This window comes from Pseudomonas sp. KH_027 (genome assembly GCF_057838565.1).
Map to the genome: position 1 here is coordinate 2,196,683 of NZ_CM174470.1, position 19,020 is coordinate 2,215,702.

General features: G+C 61.5%; 16 protein-coding genes. 9 read left to right on the forward strand and 7 right to left on the reverse strand.

Going from position 1 to position 19,020, the window contains the following annotated elements; translation table 11 throughout:
* Window positions 1-368: 368 nt before the first annotated feature.
* The 3 genes from AC3IYG_RS10380 to AC3IYG_RS10390 form a co-directional block, all read right to left on the reverse strand.
* Window positions 369-1,028, reverse strand: a complete 660-nt coding sequence (locus tag AC3IYG_RS10380; RefSeq protein WP_489313656.1) for a winged helix-turn-helix transcriptional regulator — start codon at window positions 1,026-1,028, stop codon at window positions 369-371.
* A 73-nt stretch (window positions 1,029-1,101) separates the two neighbouring features.
* Window positions 1,102-1,566, reverse strand: a complete 465-nt coding sequence (locus AC3IYG_RS10385) for an amidase family protein (RefSeq protein WP_489313657.1) — start codon at window positions 1,564-1,566, stop codon at window positions 1,102-1,104.
* A gap of 61 nt (window positions 1,567-1,627) precedes the next feature.
* Entirely contained in the window at window positions 1,628-2,017 is a 390-nt protein-coding gene (locus AC3IYG_RS10390; RefSeq protein ID WP_489313658.1) for a TetR/AcrR family transcriptional regulator, read from the reverse strand.
* 38 nt (window positions 2,018-2,055) lie between these two features.
* Between AC3IYG_RS10390 and AC3IYG_RS10395 the strand changes: the two genes are divergently transcribed.
* From AC3IYG_RS10395 to AC3IYG_RS10410, 4 genes are all read left to right on the forward strand, one after another.
* Window positions 2,056-2,856: an SDR family NAD(P)-dependent oxidoreductase gene (locus AC3IYG_RS10395; protein WP_489313659.1), complete on the forward strand. Its 801-nt coding sequence runs from the start codon at window positions 2,056-2,058 to the stop codon at window positions 2,854-2,856.
* A 99-nt stretch (window positions 2,857-2,955) separates the two neighbouring features.
* Window positions 2,956-4,062, forward strand: coding sequence for an NADH:flavin oxidoreductase (locus AC3IYG_RS10400; RefSeq protein WP_489313660.1), 1,107 nt, complete (start codon window positions 2,956-2,958; stop codon window positions 4,060-4,062).
* 959 nt (window positions 4,063-5,021) lie between these two features.
* On the forward strand, window positions 5,022-5,567 hold the full coding sequence (locus AC3IYG_RS10405; RefSeq protein WP_489313888.1) for a methyl-accepting chemotaxis protein: 546 nt from the start codon (window positions 5,022-5,024) through the stop codon (window positions 5,565-5,567).
* Between the two features lie 5 nt (window positions 5,568-5,572).
* Window positions 5,573-6,415, forward strand: coding sequence for a nitrate- and nitrite sensing domain-containing protein (locus tag AC3IYG_RS10410; protein ID WP_489313661.1), 843 nt, complete (start codon window positions 5,573-5,575; stop codon window positions 6,413-6,415).
* 91 nt (window positions 6,416-6,506) lie between these two features.
* Here AC3IYG_RS10410 and AC3IYG_RS10415 read toward each other — a convergent pair whose 3' ends face one another.
* Entirely contained in the window at window positions 6,507-7,811 is a 1,305-nt protein-coding gene (locus AC3IYG_RS10415; RefSeq protein WP_489313662.1) for an MFS transporter, read from the reverse strand.
* A 156-nt stretch (window positions 7,812-7,967) separates the two neighbouring features.
* Between AC3IYG_RS10415 and AC3IYG_RS10420 the strand changes: the two genes are divergently transcribed.
* Both AC3IYG_RS10420 and AC3IYG_RS10425 read left to right on the forward strand, forming a co-directional pair.
* On the forward strand, window positions 7,968-10,805 hold the full coding sequence (locus tag AC3IYG_RS10420) for an AMP-binding protein (protein WP_489313663.1): 2,838 nt from the start codon (window positions 7,968-7,970) through the stop codon (window positions 10,803-10,805).
* Window positions 10,806-11,036: 231 nt separating this feature from the next.
* On the forward strand, window positions 11,037-11,627 hold the full coding sequence (locus AC3IYG_RS10425) for a GGDEF domain-containing protein (protein ID WP_489332207.1): 591 nt from the start codon (window positions 11,037-11,039) through the stop codon (window positions 11,625-11,627).
* 298 nt (window positions 11,628-11,925) lie between these two features.
* Here the strand turns inward: AC3IYG_RS10425 and AC3IYG_RS10430 are convergent, their stop codons facing one another.
* Complete coding sequence (locus AC3IYG_RS10430; protein WP_489313889.1) at window positions 11,926-12,669, reverse strand: class I SAM-dependent DNA methyltransferase; 744 nt, start codon at window positions 12,667-12,669, stop codon at window positions 11,926-11,928.
* A 490-nt stretch (window positions 12,670-13,159) separates the two neighbouring features.
* Entirely contained in the window at window positions 13,160-14,113 is a 954-nt protein-coding gene (locus tag AC3IYG_RS10435) for a diiron oxygenase (RefSeq protein ID WP_489313665.1), read from the reverse strand.
* Between the two features lie 199 nt (window positions 14,114-14,312).
* Here AC3IYG_RS10435 and AC3IYG_RS10440 point away from each other — a divergent pair, with 199 nt between their 5' ends.
* Window positions 14,313-15,269: an AraC family transcriptional regulator gene (locus AC3IYG_RS10440; RefSeq protein ID WP_489313666.1), complete on the forward strand. Its 957-nt coding sequence runs from the start codon at window positions 14,313-14,315 to the stop codon at window positions 15,267-15,269.
* Window positions 15,270-16,266: 997 nt separating this feature from the next.
* Here AC3IYG_RS10440 and gfa read toward each other — a convergent pair.
* Entirely contained in the window at window positions 16,267-16,845 is a 579-nt protein-coding gene (gene gfa / locus AC3IYG_RS10445) for an S-(hydroxymethyl)glutathione synthase (RefSeq protein ID WP_489313667.1), read from the reverse strand.
* A gap of 348 nt (window positions 16,846-17,193) precedes the next feature.
* On the opposite strand from gfa, the gene AC3IYG_RS10450 reads away from it, so the two are divergent.
* Window positions 17,194-17,532: a hypothetical protein gene (locus AC3IYG_RS10450; RefSeq protein ID WP_489313668.1), complete on the forward strand. Its 339-nt coding sequence runs from the start codon at window positions 17,194-17,196 to the stop codon at window positions 17,530-17,532.
* 112 nt (window positions 17,533-17,644) lie between these two features.
* Window positions 17,645-19,006 (forward strand): UDP-glucose dehydrogenase family protein, encoded by a 1,362-nt coding sequence (locus AC3IYG_RS10455; RefSeq protein ID WP_489313669.1) that lies wholly within the window; start codon window positions 17,645-17,647, stop codon window positions 19,004-19,006.
* The last annotated feature ends 14 nt before the right edge of the window (window positions 19,007-19,020 follow it).

The following is a 19,020-nucleotide window of genomic DNA, read 5'->3' on the forward strand; positions in this document are numbered from 1 at the left end:
AGCGCAGGTTCTCCATCGAGCAACAACGGGCTCAAGTAGGTGACGCCAAGTGACTATGCGTGCTGCATCGAGGATGATTGGCCACCGCTGGGGGGCGGCAAGTAAGGTGGCCCGTGCTAGAGATGGCGCCACAACTGAGAGCTGACATGTCGCGCCGACCGAAATCGCACTGTAGGGAATGGGACTTTTCCGGGGCGCAGGCGTGACGGTGAGGCCAGATACCTGTCGAGGTGCCTGGTTGAGAGCCACTCTGTCGTACGGAACGCTGCCAAGGGCTGGGCGCAAATGCTTGACCACGCCCCGTTCGCGCATAGTTGCGCCCTTCCAATGCTCAGGGCACCAGGAGAGGCTGAAGCAGGGGAGGGCTCTTAGGGCTTGTATTCGAGGACGTTGAATACCCGCGTAAACGCTGGTCGATCCCCTTGCAACAGCGTTGCGCGGCGCTCGCGCAGTGCGCGTGATGGACTGATCTCGCGTAGCACTAAAGCAATAAAGGTATCTATGTCGCACTGCATCTTGACGTCGGCGGGCTCTGCGCTCGGGCCGGATCGAGCAAGCAGGGTCCCGTTGTCTACCTGGATATGGAAGACTTCTGTGCCGACTTGGAACTCGTACGATTCCCGCAACCCGGCGCTTGCCGCCGCATCGTTCGAGCCCGTTAGACAGAGTGCAATAAGCTCCGCGCGCGCACTGGACGGATCGATTCTTTCGTCGACCGGTAGAGAGAGTCCCCAGAACCCCAGCGAGATGACCGGCTTGCGGAGTTGTTCGCCCAGCTCCGTCAGCTCGTAAGCTGGAGTGGCTAGAGACGTCCCCAGCATGGCCTGTCGAATGACGCCGTTCTCCACCAGCATGGCCAGACGTTCGGACAACCGATTCGTTCCCATGGCCGGCAGGATTGCGAGCAGCTCCTTGAACCGCTTCGGGCCCAAGAGGAACTCGCGAATGAGAAGGAGCGTCCACCGATCTCCCAGTACGTCTAGCGACCGGGCTACTGGGCAAAGTTGACCGTAAGTTTTGTTTGGCATAACCCATTGTACAAAATTTCCCCTCAACCGAAACGTGGCGAGAAGCGATAGCCGCCGACTAAATGGAAATTGGTTACGCAAATTCGATAGTGGCCAGGTCACTGGTGCGAGGCACCGCAACTTGCATACCCACGGGCAAACTCGCGCGTTTGGTACCGGGTGGGGTCGTAGTGGCAGGCGATCCAGCAATGCTGGCAATGCCGGGGCTCCAATATGAGTGCCGCTCTCCCTCAACCTCGATGCTGTAGCCGAATGGTTCGAATACCTTTTGCTGCTGTCGCGGCGCAGCAGCGGGAGTTGATGGCATCAGCAGAGCATCAAAGCCCTGGGAGGGCTTCTCCCTGTCAGCGCGCATCGGTAGTCGGGCGGTGTCAGCCCCCAGCCATGACCGATAGCCCAGTGAAAGCACACGCAGAGAGCGAGTTGGCTCAACGCTGCAAATTTGGCCTTCTCCCGGCACCGAAGGTCGCGCTGCGGAGGCCAGGTAGGAGGGTGCCGTTTCCGCCCCTTGTAACGCTGATCTCAAAGGCGTTTGCATGTAACGCTCTCTGCTCGCTTTTTATTCGTTGGCAGTCACTGTACTATACATATCGTATATCTCAAGTGGCGTGAGGAAAATAAATGTAGGCGCGCCGGATAGGCTCAACGACGATCACCAAGGTGGGTGCGCTGTCGCTGGGTGCACCTCCAGCGCCGCGCTCACTAGCCAGATCCACATAAAGGACATGAGCCAGCGTCTCGGCGATAAGCTCATCCTTGGAGCTGAAGTGGCCGTAGAAGGCACCTTGGATGAACCCTGCGGTGTTTATCACTCCGGCCACACTGACTGTGCCAAACCTTTTCGCGCGGAACAAACGACTGGCGGCGTCCAGGATCTTGTGACGGTTTCCGGCATCTGCTCTCGACGGGCCCTCATCAGAACTCTTCTTTGAAATCGTTGACACAGTATGATGACTATCATATTTTTTGGTTGTCATGATGATAGTCATGGCTCTAGAGCCCCATCCCATCACGAGAGAGCAAGATTATGAACACCATTCCCGCTGTCCTCATCACTGGTGCTTCCTCTGGTATCGGTGCCACCTATGCCGAACGCTTTGCTCGTCGCGGCCACGACCTGGTGCTGGTTGCTCGTGACCGGGCGCGTATGGAGGCTCTGGCGGCTCGCCTGCGCCAGGACAATGGCGTCGAGGTCGACGTCCTCCAGGCCGACCTGACCCAACCCAGCGAACTTGCCGTCGTCGAGGCACGCCTGCGTGAGGACGCCCGCATCGGGATTCTCGTCAACAATGCCGGGGCAAGCCGGGCTGGCAACTTCATCGACCAAGCAACCGACGATGTCGAGCGGGTCGTCGCACTCAATACGACCGCGCTTGTCCGGCTCGCCAGTGCTGTAGCCCCGCGGCTTGCGGAGGCCGGCGAGGGGGCGATCATCAATATCGGCTCGGTGGTCGGGTTTGCCCCGGAGTTCGGCATGACGGTTTATGGCGCGACCAAGGCGTTTGTGTTGTTCCTCTCCCAAGGACTGAGCCTCGAACTCACGCCCAGGGGTGTTTACATCCAGGCGGTGCTTCCCGCGGCGACGCGCACGGAGATCTGGGAGCGCGCGGGCGCTGACATCAACGCGCTTCCCGCGATGATGGAGGTGGGCGAGTTGGTGGATGCTGCGCTGGTCGGCTTCGACCGCCGTGAGCCGGTGACCATTCCGCCACTCCACGACGCAGCACATTGGGAAGCCTATGAGGCTGCACGGAAGGCCATGCTTTCGGGCATCAGGCAAGAACACCCGGCAGAGCGCTATCAGGCGGCGCTCGGAGGTGCCCGCTGACGACAGAGCAGCCGCTCGCTAACTAGCGGCTAGCCGACGCCGCCCCCACGTTGGCCCGTCAGCTATGTGCAACACCATCATGCCAATCAAGGAAACCTCATGTCCGCAGATCCTCTGTTTCGCCCCTTCACGCTTAAAGGCCTGACCATCCCCAATCGTATCGTCATGTCTCCGATGACGAGAGGGATGGCCGAGGGCGGTATTCCCAGCATCGTGCATGCGGACTATTACCGCCGTCGCGCCGAAGGCGGCGTGGGCTTGATTCTGACGGAGGGCACGGTGATCGACCGGCCAGCCTCGCGCAATATGCCCGGGATTCCGTTTTTCCACGGCGAGGCGGCACTGGCCGGTTGGGCCGAAGTGGCCAATGCGGTGCATGCCGTTGGGGGCCGCATCGGTCCGCAGATCTGGCACACCGGCTCGACTCGTGCGGGCAGCTGGGAGCCGGACGCCCCGATAGAAAGCCCTTCAGGATGGGTTGGGCCGGGGGTTCCGCGTGGCGTCGCGATGAGCGAGGAGGATATCGCTGATACCGTAGCCGCTTTTGCCCGCGCGGCAGCCGACGCAAAACGACTCGGGTTCGACACGGTGGAGCTGCACGGGGCACATGGCTACCTGATCGACCAGTTCTTCTGGTCGGGAACCAATTTGCGCACGGATGCTTTCGGTGGGGCGACGATTCGCGCGCGGGCACGTTTCGCTGCCGAGGTTGTCCGCGCAGTTCGCGCCTCCATAGGGCCGGATTTCCCGCTGATCTTGCGTGTGAGCCAATGGAAACAGCAAAACTACAAGGTGCGCCTGGCTACCTCCCCGCAGGAAATGACGGACTGGCTGGTACCGCTGGTCGAGGCGGGGGTGGACATCCTCCACTGTTCGCAGCGTCGTTTCTGGGAGCCTGAGTTTCCCGAAAACGACGGGGCCGAAGGACTGAATTTCGCCGGCTGGGCGAAAAAGTTGACAGGTGCCGCAACGATCAGCGTCGGCTCGGTTGGGCTGGATTCGGACTTTATGGGTGCCTTCGGTGGTCAGGGCTCAGGCGCGGCGGCGTTGGACAACCTGCACGCGCGGATGGAGCGAGAAGAGTTCGATCTGATTGCCGTGGGGCGTGCTTTGATCTCGGACGCTCACTGGGTACGGAAAATCGACTCGGGCAAGGTGCAGGAACTGCGGGGCTTCGACGCAGCGGATTTAGCGATATTGGAATGACGGCAAGGAAGCGGCTTTATGCCCTCTACGGCGCGCAGCCGTGCCAGGCTCAGACCCGCCGCCTCAAGCACGTGAGCGAAGTTCGTGCGGATCGACCAGTTAGAGCACCATTGTGGTGAGCATGCGCCGCCAGCGGCCCTGGCGAACTGGGGGCCTTGATCGCGCCTGGGTTATTCAGGCGAGCGAGATCGGCCCAGCGCCTTGCCTGATCCGGCGAGAGCAAGGCCGACGCTCCCATGGCACCTTTTCTGCATCGCCCCAGTAAACAGCAGGACTCACTCTTGCTAGGCAACGGCGCCTGAACCCAATGCGGCTTTTTCCGCAGGGTTTCAGGCGCTTTTTTTTGCCTACTGCTCTGGAGAAATGGACTCATGAAATGGCTTACCTACCCCACGTGGTTATTACTATGTGAACTGGGCGTTGTCGGCATGTTGCGCGTACTGTTCGGAATCACCATGGCGGGCGGCGCCATCACGCTGTTGTTTCAGACCCAGGCTGCGGCAGTGGCCTGGGCGTTGCTGGCCTACCTGGCGATTTCCAGCCTGTGGTTGTTGTGGCAGGAAGTCGGCCAATTGCAGCGCTATTGCGACTACTCCGCCCGGCAGGCCGACCAGGAAGCGCCCAACGCAATCGACTTGCATTTGCTCCAGCCGATCGGCCGGAGCCTGCAACAGTGGCTGCAACGCGAGCAACGCCAGCGACAGCTGCTGCAACAGCGCCTGGATGAAATCTCCCACTCCTCGCAGGAGCTCGAGCAGAGCGCTGTGCAGGTGACCCGCAACGCGGAAAGCCAAAGCGACTCGGCCAGCATGGCTGCCGCCGCCGTCGAGCAACTGAATGTGAGCATCGTCCAGGTAGCAGCGCTGGCCGATGAGTCCCGGCAGACTAGTCTGGTGGCCAGCGAGCAATTGACCGACGGCATCGGCCGGCTCACCGAACTGGTGCAGCAGGTCGCGGAAATGACCGATCAGGCCCAGACCACCAATGAGCTGATCCGGCAGCTGAACACCAACTCACACACCATCAACGAGATGTCCAGCACCATCCGCAGCATCGCCGACCAGACCAACTTGCTCGCGCTGAATGCCGCCATCGAGGCCGCTCGCGCGGGGGAGAGCGGCCGCGGCTTCGCCGTGGTGGCTGACGAGGTGCGTCGCCTGGCGCAGCACAGCCAGGCGTCGGCGGCGGAGATCGGCCGCAACATCGAGTCGGTGCAGCAGCACATCAAGGAGGCAACGGTGCAGGTGGTCAGCTTGAGCAAACTGGCGCAGCGTAGCGCCCACAGCTCCGATGCGGTGCGCGGCCTGCTCGACGAGGTCCAGCAGCGCACCCGGCGATTGACCGAGCAGGTCGACCAGGTGGCCGTCAGCACCGAACAACAGGGTAAGGCGGTAGCGGAGATCGCTGAACTGGCCGACCGGGTCCGCCAGGGCAATGCCGACAACCTGCGAGCCGCCGACCAGACTCGCGCCATCGCCCATCACCTGGCTCACCTAACAGGGTAATCAACATGATTGAATTACATGGACCCGCACTGTACCTGCCTGCCGGAGGCACCGTCCTGGCCGCACTGGTCCTCGGCTTCTACGGCCTACATCGTCGGCTGCAGCGGCAGAAGCGGGAGCACATTCAGTCGAACATTCGCCAGTTGGCCTTGTTGCGCGCGCTGATCGCCGAGTTTCAGCGTCATCGCGGCCTGAGTAACGGCGTGCTCTGTGGCGACGCCAGCATGAGTCATGATCTGGCCAGCATGCGGCAGAAGCTGGACCAGCATATCTGCGACGCTCAGGAACTCGGCGGCACCCATCGCGACGCCTGGAACAGCCTGATCGACCACTGGTCGAGCCTGCGCCAAGGGCGCACTGGCGACCCGGCGAACAACCTGGCACAGCATCACCTGATCATACGCAACAGCATCTTCCTGATGGAGGACGTGGCCAGCGAAGTCGACCTGAGCGAAGGCCGCGCCAGCCTCGGCTATCTGCCCTGCATTTGGCGCGAAGTGGTGCAGGCAGCGGAGTGGGCGGGCCAGGCGCGCGCCCTGGGCACCGGCATCGCCGCGGCAGGCAAGAGCAGTGCAGAGCAGCGTGTGCGGCTGCGTTTCCTCTACCAGAAAATCCAGCTGTTGGCCGGCACCGCCTTCGCCATCCTGCAGCCGCAGAGCGACCTGTTCCGCCTGGCCTATCGCGAACGGGTGATCGAGGACTTCCTGCACTGCATTGAGCAGGAGCTGCTCGGTAAGGAGCAGCCGAACATCGCCGCTAAGGCTTACTTCCAGCGCGCCACCCACACTATCGACGAACTGCTAGCCCTAGTGGATACGGCGTTGCAGCAACTGCAACCGCCGCGCTAGGGGGCTAGTGTGTTGCGTTGACCAGTTGAATCCACAGCCGAATTGAGGCAGTCGCGACAGGCGAAAACTGACTCGACATGGATAGTCCCTCTCACTTTCCGAGACTCTCGGTACGGCTGACAGCGGCCTGCCGCCCGCGCTCGAGGTCGACGCCAGCCAGGATCAGCAGGCCGAGAACGAAATAGCCGCCGGTGATCAGCATCGCCAGGCGGTGATCGCCGCCGGACAGCCAACTGGTCAGGCCGTAAGTCATGGGGCCGAGGATTGCCGACAGTTTGACTGCCAGCCCCCAGAGGCCGAAGAACTCCGCCAGGCGCGTCGGCGGCGCCAGCAGACCGACTATCGCGCGGCCGGCCGATTGGCTGGCACCCATGCACAGACCGGCGAGATTGGCCGCCAGCCAGAACAGCCCGGGGTCGCGCGCGACCCAGACCAGACCGACCATGCTGAGCCAGCCGAGCAGGGTCAGCGCCAGCGTGGCGCGATGGCCGAGGCGATCCTGCAGCCAACCGAACAGCACGGCACCGATGGAGGCCGTGATATTCACCACGAAGATCAGCAGCAGCGTGTCCTGGGTATTGAAGCCCATCACCTGATTGGCATAGATGGCAGCCAGGGCGATCACCGCCGAGATACCAGCCTGGTAGCAGACGGTGCAGGCAAGGAAGCGCAGCAGGTCACGATAGCGGTCGGCTTCGCGCAGCGTCTGCGCGAAGCGCGCTAGCGCCGCTTGCGCGATAGGCGTGTCGCCGCGCCCTGGCTGCGGCTGGCTACGTTCGCGCAGGAACAGGAAGGTCGGTACGCTGGCTACGGCGAACAAGGTCGCGGTGATCAGCATGCACACCGGCACGAACTGCGCCGCAGTCTGGCCCTGCGCCTGGGCCCAACTGACGAAGGCCAGGCAGGCGCCCAGGCTGACCAGGCCGCCGATATAGCCGAACCCCCAGCCCCAACCGGACACCTTGCCCAAGGCATCTGCACGGGCGAGTTGGGGCAGGAAGGCGGCGATCAGGTTCTCGCCGCTGCCGAAGCAGAAGTTGGATAGCACGATGAAAAGGATCGCGACACCGAGCTCCCCCGGCCCGGCCAGCGCGAGTCCAGAGGTGAAGGCGACGCTACCGACCGTGCTGAACAGCAGCAGGCGCTTCTTGCCGGCGAAGGCGTCGGCGTAGGCGCCGATCAGCGGCGCGGTCAGGATGATCAGGACATAGGAGAGGGCGGTGGCGCTGGTCCAGGCCAGCGTACCCCAGGCTTCGCCTTTGGCGACCACCGCGACGAAGTAGGCATTGAACACGGCGGTGATCACCACCGTCGTGTAGCCGGAGTTGGCGAAATCGAACATCGCCCAGGCCCAGATCTCTCGGCGTGTCACTCCGGGGGCAAGGCTGGCTGACATGGCGATCTCTCTGCAGGCGCTGCGCCCTTAAGAGCCTAGCCCCGGCTCACTCATCCTGCGAGCGCTTCAGTCCATGATGGCATTCCCAGTCGCCGCCATAGGCGCATAATGGCAATTGGCAAAGATCTACACCCAGAGTGTCATGAGGGGCCGCCGATGTCTCGTCCGCCTCCAGAAACCCGCGCCGTTCCCCGTTCCGATGGGGACGCGGAAAAATTGCTCGAAATTGTCCAGCGCACCGTGGTCGAGTTGCGCCCGCAGGCGGCAGAAGGTTTGCAAGTCACCTTGCACAGCGTGCTGGACCGGGACCTGGGCGTAGACAGCCTGGCCCGTGTCGAGCTCTGGTCACGCATCGAGCACGAATTCGGTGTGCGCTTACCGGAAACCCTGTTCGCCTCGGCGGACACCCCCGCCGATGTACTGCGCGTGTTGCACAGCAGACATGGCGCCGAGGCGGTACGCCCGTTGCCCTTCAACGAACCCGGCGAGGCCCCGACAGCAATGGGGCAGACGCCGGACGCTGCGCGGACCTTGATCGAGGTGCTGGAATGGCATGTGCGCCATCAGCCGCAGCATCCTCACGTGCGCCTGCTGGGTGAAAGTGACCAGCCGGAAGACATCAGCTATGGCGCCTTGCACCAGGGCGCCCTGGCCGTTGCCGCAGGGCTGCAACGCAGTGGCTTGCAGGCCGGTCAGACCGTGGCCCTGATGCTGCCCACAGGGCGTGACTTTCTCCATGGCTTTTTCGGCATCCTGTTGGCCGGTGGTGTACCGGTGCCCATCTACCCACCGCTGCGCCTGTCGCAGATAGAGGATCATCTGCGCCGCCAGGCCGGGATCCTGCGCAACGCCGAGGCCAAAGTGCTGATTACCGTGACGCAAGCGAAGCTGCTCGCCCGGTTGCTCCGGCCACAGGTCCCGAGCCTGACTCGCATCGCCAGCGTGGCCGAGCTGACAGCCGAGGGGGGCGAGTGCGTCACACCTGCGCGGCAACCGCATGACATCGCCTTCCTGCAGTACACCTCGGGCAGTACTGGCCAGCCCAAGGGCGTGATGGTCAGCCACGCCAATCTGCTGGCCAATCTGCGCGCCATGGGTGGGGCTCTGAAAGTGGGGCCGCAGGACGTGTTCGTCAGCTGGCTGCCCATGTACCATGACATGGGCCTTATCGGTGCCTGGCTGGGCAGCCTGTATTACGGCTACAGCCTGGTGCTGATGTCGCCGCTGGCTTTCCTTGCGCGGCCGGCACGTTGGCTATGGACCATCGACCGCTTCCGTGGCACGTTGTCGGCGGCGCCCAACTTCGCCTACGAGCTGTGCCTGAGCAAACTTGCTGACAGCGACCTCAAGGGCCTGGACCTGAGCAGTTGGCGCATGGCCTTCAACGGTGCCGAGCCGGTCAGCCCGGATACCTTGCAACGCTTCGCCGAACGCTTCCTTCGCTACGGCTTGGCGCCCACCGCGCTGGCGCCGGTCTATGGGTTGGCCGAGGCCACGTTGGGGGTGGCCTTTCCGCCCTCAGGCCGAGGGCCGCTGATCGACCGGGTGCAACGCGAGGCGTTCCAGGCCTGCGGGAATGCACTGCCCGCCGAGGCTGGTGCCAGTGCAACGCTGCGCTTCGTCTCCAGCGGGCGACCGCTGCCGGGCCATCAGATTCGCATCGTCGATGGCAACGGGGTCGAGCTCTCCGAGCGCAGCGAAGGTCACCTGCAGTTCAGCGGGCCGTCCACTACCGATGGCTACTACCGTAACCCCGAGGAGACTCGCCGGGTGCTGCGCGATGGCTGGTTTGACTCGCTCGACTTCGCCTACATGGCCGGCGGTGAGGTTTACCTGACCGGCCGCGCGAAGGACCTGATCATCCGTGCTGGACGCAACATCTACCCCTATGATGTCGAGGCCGCAGTCGGCAATTTGTCGGGCCTGCGCAAAGGCTGCATCGCGGTGTTCGGCAGTCCTGATCCGGCCACCGGCACCGAGCGCCTGGTGGTGTTGGCGGAAAGCTACGAGAAGGAAGCTGCCGCGCGGCAACGCCTGCAGCAGGAGGTCAACCGCATCGTAGTCGACCTCACCGGTGTGCCACCCGACGATATTGTTCTGGCGCCACCGCATAGCGTACTGAAGACCTCCAGCGGCAAGATTCGCCGTGCTGCCAGCCGCGAACTGTATGAGCGCGGCGAAGTGGGTCGGTCACACCTCGCCGTGTGGCGCCAGCTGCTGCGCCTGGTGCTGCAGGCCGTACGCGGGCATTTCGGCCGCAGCTGGCGGACCTGCCGCGCCGCGCTGTATGCCGCTTACATCTGGCTGCTGTTCTGGCTGGTCACACCACTGACCTGGCTGGGCGTCGCGATCCTGCCGCGCCAGAGTTGGTGCCGCAGCTTTACCCGCGCGGCCGCACGGCTGTTCGTGCGCTTGGCGGGTGTGCCGTTCAGCGTCACGGGGCTGGAGCGCCTGCCTGAGTCAGGGGTGAGCGTGCTGGCCGCAAACCATTCCAGCTACCTCGACGGCGTCATTCTCTGCGCGGCCCTGCCGCCGCGGTTCAGCTTCGTTGCCAAGCGCGAACTGGCTGACCAGTGGATCGCCGGCCTGTTCCTGCGCAAGCTCGGCGCCCGCTTCGTCGAACGCTTCGACCTGCAGCGCAGCGCCGCAGACACCGAGCCCCTGGCCGAGGCGCTACAGGCTGGCCAGCCCCTGGTGTTCTTCCCCGAGGGGACCTTTACCCGCGAGCCAGGCTTGCGCACCTTCCGCATGGGTGCCTTCGTGCTCGCCGCGCGGGTCGGCGTGCCGCTGCTGCCGGTCGCAATCCGCGGCACGCGCAGGGTGCTGCGCGACGGTCAGTGGTTCCCGCGCCACGGTGCAATCCATGTCAACGTCTGCCCCCCGCTGTTGGCGGAAGGGCCGGGCTGGATGGAGGCAATCAAGCTGCGGGATGCAACGATAGCGGTGCTGCTGGAGCACCTGGATGAATCGGAACGGGCCCAGCGCTCCGGTTAGCGGCGATTACTTCGCTGCCGTCGTCTTTCCAGAGCAGTTCAAGAGTGGGCACGCTGGGTAATAGCCCAGTGCAGTATGAGTTTGTGGTGACTGAATGGTTTTCGCTTGGAATAGGCAGCTTCCCTGCTCAGCCACGAGACACAATGCTGATCGTGCAGGGCATCGCACAGCAAGCTAATGGGCGAAATGTCGCAGCGACAAAAGGTCGAAGACGATGTGCGCTGACTGTCGCTGACGGATGAACTGACCGGCATACACAATCGCCGCAGTTTCTTTCTTTTGGCTGATCAGCTAATGCGCTCCGCTCGCCGTGATCAATCCTGCTTGTTGTTTTTTATTGATCTCGATGGTCTGAAAAAGATCAATGATGTCCACCGTCATGAGGCGGGCGACTTGGCAATCGTAGCCGCCGCGCAGGTGCTCAAAGCTGCGTTTAGAGATGGCGATGTTGTCGCGCGGATCGGCGGTGATGAGTTTGTAGTCCTGGCTGTCGACGTGGGGGAGGTGGCGGATGCCCTCTCTGCTCGCGTGCAAGCACTGGTCGATGAGTTCAATGGTAGTGACCATTGTCGTTATCCTGCCGGCTTAAGCATCGGCGCTGTTGGTCGTTCGCCAAAGGAACTGAAGCCGCTGGGTGAGCTGCTTGCTGGTGCCGATGCCGCGATGTACGCCAGTAAACAGCGTCGTCAGCAAACTCTTCATTGTGATGGGTACGCAGTACGTGTGCCGCCCAAGCACGCTGGTCTCGTAGAAGCCTTCAAGTGGCTGCTCTTGGCTGATTCTGTTGAAAAAGTCGCTTTGTCCGAACGGACCCAGGAGTGACTGATGAAAACCCCTTTTCTGTGCGCCGCTACGTGAAATCTGACCCCACAAACCTCTGCCGAATTTTGAGATTTAAATCTCAGGCGCCAACTTTTACGTCGTGGTAACCAAGTCCGACTTTTTCAACAGAATCGGCTGTGGATTCAACTGGTCAACGCCGATGCATCAATGGTCAGCTCCGTTGCAATTGGCTGGTCAAAAGAATGCGAGTAGGCACCAGAGCCTAATTGGCCAGCGTGCAGCTGTTCCTGCGTTGCAATGCAGCGTGGCCGATGATCAAGAGATCGTAGGCAGGTTCTTAGCGCTTCACGCAGACAAACAATGCATTCCCGGACGTGCCGCCCCAGGGCGTGATCCGTTCGTAGTCATGCTCGAAGACCTGCACCTCGAAGTGCGGCTGCAACAGCTGCTGCAGCTCGGTGAAACTCAGGGCGACCATGGCGTGTTCGTCCTGCCAGGCCTGGGTCACTCCCGCAGTGGTCTTCTCGATACTGAGGCGCAGCGCCTGCCGCTCGCCATCGCCGCTGTAGTGCCAGCCGGAACCGAAGGTGAAGTGGCTGCCCTCGTGCTCCACGGAATGGCGCACAAATGAGCGGTTGTCGATCTGTCGCTTGTCCACCGTGTTGAAGCAGAACACGCCGTTATCTTCGAGTGCGCCGTGAACGCTGGCCAGGCACGCCCGCAGCTGCGCCAGTCCTGCGTTGTAGTGGATCGAGTAGAGGAAGCAGGTGATCAGATCCAGCGGCTCGCCCACTTGGAAGCCTGCCATGTCCTGCCGACTGAACTGTGCCTCGGGGCAGCGCAGCTGGGCGATGTCCAGCATCGGCTGATTGATGTCCAGGCCGGCACTGCGGTAGCCGAAGTCGAGGAAATGGCGCACGTGCGGCCCGGTACCACAGGCAAGATCCAGGTGCCTGCGCCCCTGATTGCCGAACAGCTGGTGCAGCCGGTGCACGCTGTGGCTCTGCGCCCGGTAGTCGATGTCGGCGCACATCAGGTCGTAGTAGGTGGACAGGTCGGTGTACAGCGCGTTGGAGGACATAAGCGGCCAGAGGGTTCGACGGAGGTTTCGGCGCGGCATGGTACCTCAGTCCCGAGCGCTTTCCGCCGAAAACAGACTTCCCGCACCAGCCGCTACGAGCTGCTGCCTTGCTAGGTTGACGCTCCTCTCCGACCGACGGCTCTTGGCCGGCGTCTGCCGGTCGTGACCGGCAGCAGTCGACCGATTCTGTTGAAAAAGTCGGCCTTGGTTACCACGACGTAAAAGTTGGCGCCTGAGATTTAAATCTCAAAATTCGGCAGAGGTTTGTGGGGTCAGATTTCACGTAGCGGCGCACAGAAAAGGGGTTTTCATCAGTCACTCCTGGGTCCGTTCGGACAAAGCGACTTTTTCAACAGAATCGACCCATTGCGGCCTGTCAAACCAAGCAACATCCACATCAGTATCGTCATGGCTGCCATCCTCGATAAATCATTTCAGCACGTCATCCCACAGCCGCGCGGCCGACGCGCGGTCGGTCGCGCGCTGTCGATCAATTGCTCATGATCGGTGCCAGTGCGGTCTGAATCCTGGACATCTGTGCTGGCGTTGTCATGCGCGTAAGCAGCCGGCCAAAGTGTGGATGCTGCACGCCCGAGATAATGTATTGCCAGCGGTAGGCGCTCAGCACGGAGGCTTTGATTTGCGCTGACTCATCGACACTGAGCGATCGTGAAACATTTCGAAAAAAGTAGTCGGCATCGGATGCCGATTGTGCCTGCAGGATTCCGTCGACGGCCGCCACCAGCGCAATCAGATCGTTCACTGCCTGGTCGTGCTCGGCTGGCGAGAGTTTCGCGTGCTCCGCCTTCCACTCCAGTTCATCGAGTACGACGTGCCGGCTTTCATCCTTCCAGTGAAATTTGAAAACATCCTTGAATAGCGGGCACAACTCCTCGCGCGGGGCGATGCTTTGCGCGTAGTGCGTTTGAACAAACAGCTCGATATGACAGGTCAGCGCCAGCACCGACCAGGTGCTGGCCGCAAGTACCGCGCGCGCCACATCGTTTGGATCGGCAACTTGACGATATCCCGCTGGCAATTGCGAACCAATCATCGTATCCATGCGCCGGAACAACTCCTGGTGCTTGATCTCGTCGTTAGAAAAGCGCACCAGCGCTTCGAGTGCGAGCTGATCGTCAAATACATGGGCGCGACCTTGATCGAGCATTTTGGCACTGATAAAACGCTCGACCAGGCCAAAGATATACGCATAGGTTCGGCCCTGAATCTGACTGAGCAGGCGCGCCTCGTCCGCGGCGAGAAAGGTCAGGCGGTCGATCTGCGATAGTCCGTCGGGCAAGAATTTGCGCGAGAAGTCGAAACTCCGGTCCTGTAGCAAATCGCGATCGATCTGCCATTCCGCTTTCTTCGATGATCTGACAATTTGAGCATAACGGGCGGCGTTGCCCGAATCTGAGCTGGGTATGGTCGCGATGGTGTTCATATCGATCTCCTGCTTCCCTGGTCGAGTTGGAATGGGGCAGTTACGGTTAACGTCGGAACCAATGACCATTGGTGAAGCCTCTGGGGATAGTCTCGATCGCTGAGTCCGCGTTGGTGCTAATCTAGGCCTCGCAGTTCAGGCGATGAATGACCAGTGCGCCTGATTACCTGCTCCGGACTCCGGAAAGGCGGGCTGGCAATTGTTGGATGCGCTTTCTGATGTCTTGCGTGTGATTCGGCTGTCTGGAGGGGTTTTCCTCGAGGCGGAATTCACTGCGCCCTGGTGCATCAACGGAAGCATCTCTGCGGACGATTGCAAACCGTTCCTGGCGGCACCCCGACATATCATTGCGTCGCATTTTATCGCCGCGGGGCGCATGCAATTACGAATCGGCGGTGGTGCCATCATCGACGTGCGGGCAGGCGAACTCGTTCTGCTTCCTCGCAATGACGTTCATTCTTTTGGCAGCGACCTAAGCATTGCGCCCATGCCGGCGAGCGAAGTTATTCAGCCGCCAGAAGTCGGCGGCATTTCACGAATCAAGTACGGCGGGGGCGGCGAGGCCACACAGGTATTGTGCGGATTCCTCGGCTCTGAAACACCCTTCAGTCCGTTGCTTTCGTCGCTGCCATCGGTATTGAAATTAGACGTACGCGCGACGGCTTCGGGAGCCTGGATTGAAAGCTCATTCCGTTTCGCTGTCAGTGAGATCGCGGCGGGGCGCGTCGGCTCGACAACGGTCATCGCCAAGCTATCCGAATTGCTATTTGTCGAAGCCGTCAGCCAGTATGTCGCCAGCCTCCCCGCTGAGCGGCGCGGGTGGCTGGCGGGTTTGCGAGATCCGCATATTGGGCGCGCACTGGCGCTGCTCCATGCTCGTCCAACCGAGAGCTGGACTGCAGAAGCCCTGGCTCTAGAAGTGGGCATGTCGCGCTCGGTATTCGCGGAGCGATTCACGGCATTGGTCGGACAGCCACCGATGCAATACCTGACGCTCTGGCGTATGCACGTGGCGGCTCAACACCTGCGCGAAGGTCGCGGTAATGTGGCGCAAATTGGCTTTGCAGTTGGCTACGAATCCGAAGCCGCGTTCAGTCGCGCATTCAAACGCCAGTTCGGCACATCACCCGGCACTTGGCGCAGACAATCAGCATGAGAAGGTCCGGTGCCGATGGACACTCTGATCAAGCCAAGCAGCAAATGTCTCCTCCTGGCCGGAAGTCACCCCGGCGAAATGACCGCGTTTGGCCGACTTTGATAGGCGGCCATCATCGGTCGCGAGCGGACACCAGCGCCAACACCGGCAATGTCAGCAGCACGGGCGGTGGTGTGCCATCGAGCATCGACGCCGAACGCGGCGCATCGTTTATGCGGGTAATTCGAGGTCCGGCGCAGCGCTGCAAAAGGCAGGGCACGCGGATTCGTTTTTGATCCGTTACTCACCGCCGGGCAACGTAACCTGGGATAGTTGGTGCTGCTCGATAAAGCTATTAGGGAGGGGAGGTCAAAAGTCTGGTGCCTTCGCCATAGAGACCGGCCCCTGTCCGTCTCAACCACTAATTCGTAGTTTTTTAGGTAAATCACCGTCTTGGGGAGCATGGGAGAGTGCCTGGAGGTGCTGCATCCAAGGGCTGAGCGTTCGCAGTATCGGCCCCCGCGCCCAAGCTATGACCCTGTCTCTTGAAAATTCACAATCCTAACCACCGTTCCGGAACGGGGGGAGGGCGCCGGCACGATAGGCGACCGGCTGGAGGCGGAGAAGGCGGGGTACTTCCCGTTTTAGGTATACGTTTAGGTATACAAGACGAATTTAAAAATAGAGAAGTCCAGTAATTAGGCGGTCTATAGATAGCATGTTCGACCCCGGCTCCGGCACCAACAGCATGGTTTCAGATGTTCCCGTATGCACCTGAAACCCAGACAAACCGGCCTTCGTAGCCGGTTTTTTTTGTGCCTGTATGATTTCAGGTGTTTCGGTACAACCCCGTTTTCAGGGATACGTTTAGGGATATATCGACATGTCCCTTTTGAATGGGGACTTATCAGCTTGGCGGCTTTAACCGCTTGCAACGGACATGGCGGCTGCCTGGGACCGCTTCAACGCAGGTCTCAGGGCTGCTCGCGACTGCAAGTAGCCCTGGCTTCTTTCCGCTTCAGGGCTTCAGCACGCCAGAAGCCTTGGCTGCGTGCGTCGCGATAGCATCCATCAGCGACGGCGAAAGGCAGTCATAAGGCTCCAGGCCGAGCGCTTTCAGCCGCGCCCGCACATCGCCCATGATGGCTGGGTCCGCTCCCGACTCGATGATCGAGGAGACGAAGGCGGCGAATTGCGGCGCGGACCATCCACTATCCGGCGACAGCTCGGTGTGAATGAAGTCGAGCCCGTAGAGGGGATGCCCGGTGTTCTCGATCCGGCCGTACATGTGCACGCCGCACTTCGTGCAAGCGTGCCGCTGGATAGTGGCCTTGGGATCGACCACTGCAAGCTTCTCGGCATTGTCGGTGACCTTGAGTTTGTCGCGTGGCACCACCGCAACCACGGAGAAAAGTGCACCCTTCGGCTTCCAGCACTTGGTGCAACCGCAGGCGTGGTTGTGTGCCGATTGCGAGTCGACCTTTACCCGTACCGGGTCTTGAGCGCAGCGACAGGCGAGCGTGCCGCCCGCGAAATCGTCTGCGCCCGGCTGGATTCCGTTGTCGACAGATGGATGAATCGAAAATGTGCTGGCCATTGCCCACCTCCCTAGCCATCGAAGCGAGGAGAAGGTCGAAGGACCTCCTGGGTAGAGATTTAAGCGTAGCAGGGCAGGTAAGCGAAAACCTGCACAAGGCGGCGAGCCGCGCTGGCGATGTCCTGAAACCGGTCTGCATGCCGCATCGAAAGCGGCGCTGCCTGATACAAAGCGTTTGTCGCTGTCCCGCCCTGACCTGTGATCCACGCAGAGCCAACAGGTAGAGCGATGACTGCTCTGCAACCATCCGTCCACTGCCGAGCGGCGCTTCGAACCCATGGACATCCTGTTGGCCTAAGACCTAGTGTGCGAGCGACACTATATGCAGGGTCTACATGAGGTAACGAGATGAGCACGTTCAGTATCGCGTTTCTGGCGCTGTCAGCATTCTGTGCCTCGGCGGCTTTCGCTTATGAGTCGGTCGATCAGCAGCAGGCTGCGCCGATCACGCGCATCTATGTAAGCCCCGGTGCCAGCGGCAGTATCGGCACTTCGAGCCGGCAAGAGCGCTACGACAATTATGGCGGCTACTCGGTGCCCAGCGGCGGTTATAGCAACGAGCGCAGCTATCAGGGCAGCGGCTCCTCGCAAACGCGCGGCAACATCACCCAGAGCATCGAGTATCCGGGTATTGGCGAGTTCCAGCGCCAGCCCGGTAGCCGCAGTGTAGAAATCAACCAGCGCTGATAACCGCACCCCAAGGCCTTCCACGTCCTCTGTCACGCCCCTGTCTTGCCTTCGTCACACGCTTGCCATTGCTATTCGCTGCAATCGCTGCAACTCATCTGGAGGTGCGGCGATGCGGCTATGTGTGATCGGAGCAGGCTATGTTGGCTTGGTGACGGCGGCCTGTTTTGCTGAAATGGGCAATCGGGTGGTATGTGTCGAACGCGACCCGTTTCGCCTCGCGCGCCTTGCCCGTGGTGAGGTGCCGATTTATGAGCCAGGGCTGGAGGCCATGCTCAAAGCGCATCTCGCCAGTGGCCAGTTGAGTTTCAGCCAGCACCTGGAGGAGGGTGTCGGGCAGGCGGAAATTGTCTTTATCGCCGTGGGTACGCCCAGTAGTGAAGACGGTTCGGCCGATTTGTCGCATGTATTGGAGGTCGCCGATCAGTTGGCGGCGACGCTCACGCAGGCGTGCGTGGTGGTGAATAAGTCCACGGTGCCGGTTGGTACGGCTGAGCGGGTGGCGCAACGTATCAATGCAGGGCTGGCTGCCCGGGGGCGGGCATTCAAGGTGACGGTGGCGAGTAACCCCGAGTTTCTCAAGGAGGGTTCGGCGGTCGATGACTTCATGCGCCCGGACCGGGTGGTTCTGGGTTGCGCCGAGGCTGAAACCGACGAGTTGCTGCGCCGGCTCTATGCGCCATTTCTGCGTAACCGCGAACGGGTGCTGAGCATGGGGGTGCGGGCTGCCGAGTTCAGCAAGTACGCGGCCAATGCCTTCCTGGCCACGAAAATCTCCTTCATCAATGAAATGGCTGGGCTTTGCGCACACCTTGACGTCGATATCGAGGAGGTGCGGCGCGGCATAGGCAGCGATAAACGCATTGGTACGCACTTTATCTATGCCGGGTGCGGCTACGGCGGCTCGTGCTTCCCCAAAGATGTTCGCGCGCTGATCCGCAGCGCCGAGCAGGATGGCTTCGAACCAGCGATTCTGCGAGCCGTGGAGGCGCGCAATGCCTTGCAGAAAACGCTGCTGTTCCAAGCCCTGCAGGCGCACTTTGGCGGTTATCTGCAGGGCCGGGTGGTGACGGTCTGGGGGTTGGCCTTCAAACCCGGCACCGATGATCTGCGCGAGGCGCCCAGCCTGGTGTTGCTGGACGCCTTGCTGGTCGCCGGCGTGCGGGTGCAAGCCTGTGACCCCGTGGCGGTTGCCGGCGTTGCTGCGCGCTACCCGCAGGCCTTGGCCAGTGGTCAGTTGAGCTTGAGCGAGTCGCCCTATACCGCCGCAGAAGGTGCCGATGCGCTGGTGCTGGTGACGGAGTGGAAACAGTTCCGCCAGCCTGATTTTCTGCGTGTACGGGGCCTGATGCGCATGCCGGTGCTGTTCGATGGGCGCAATATCTACGACTCCGGGGAACTATCTGCGCTAGGTTTTCTCTACCGAGGCATTGGTCGGCCGGTGGCGGGCCATTGTAAGGCGAGCGTGGCGTGATTAGACTGCGCGGC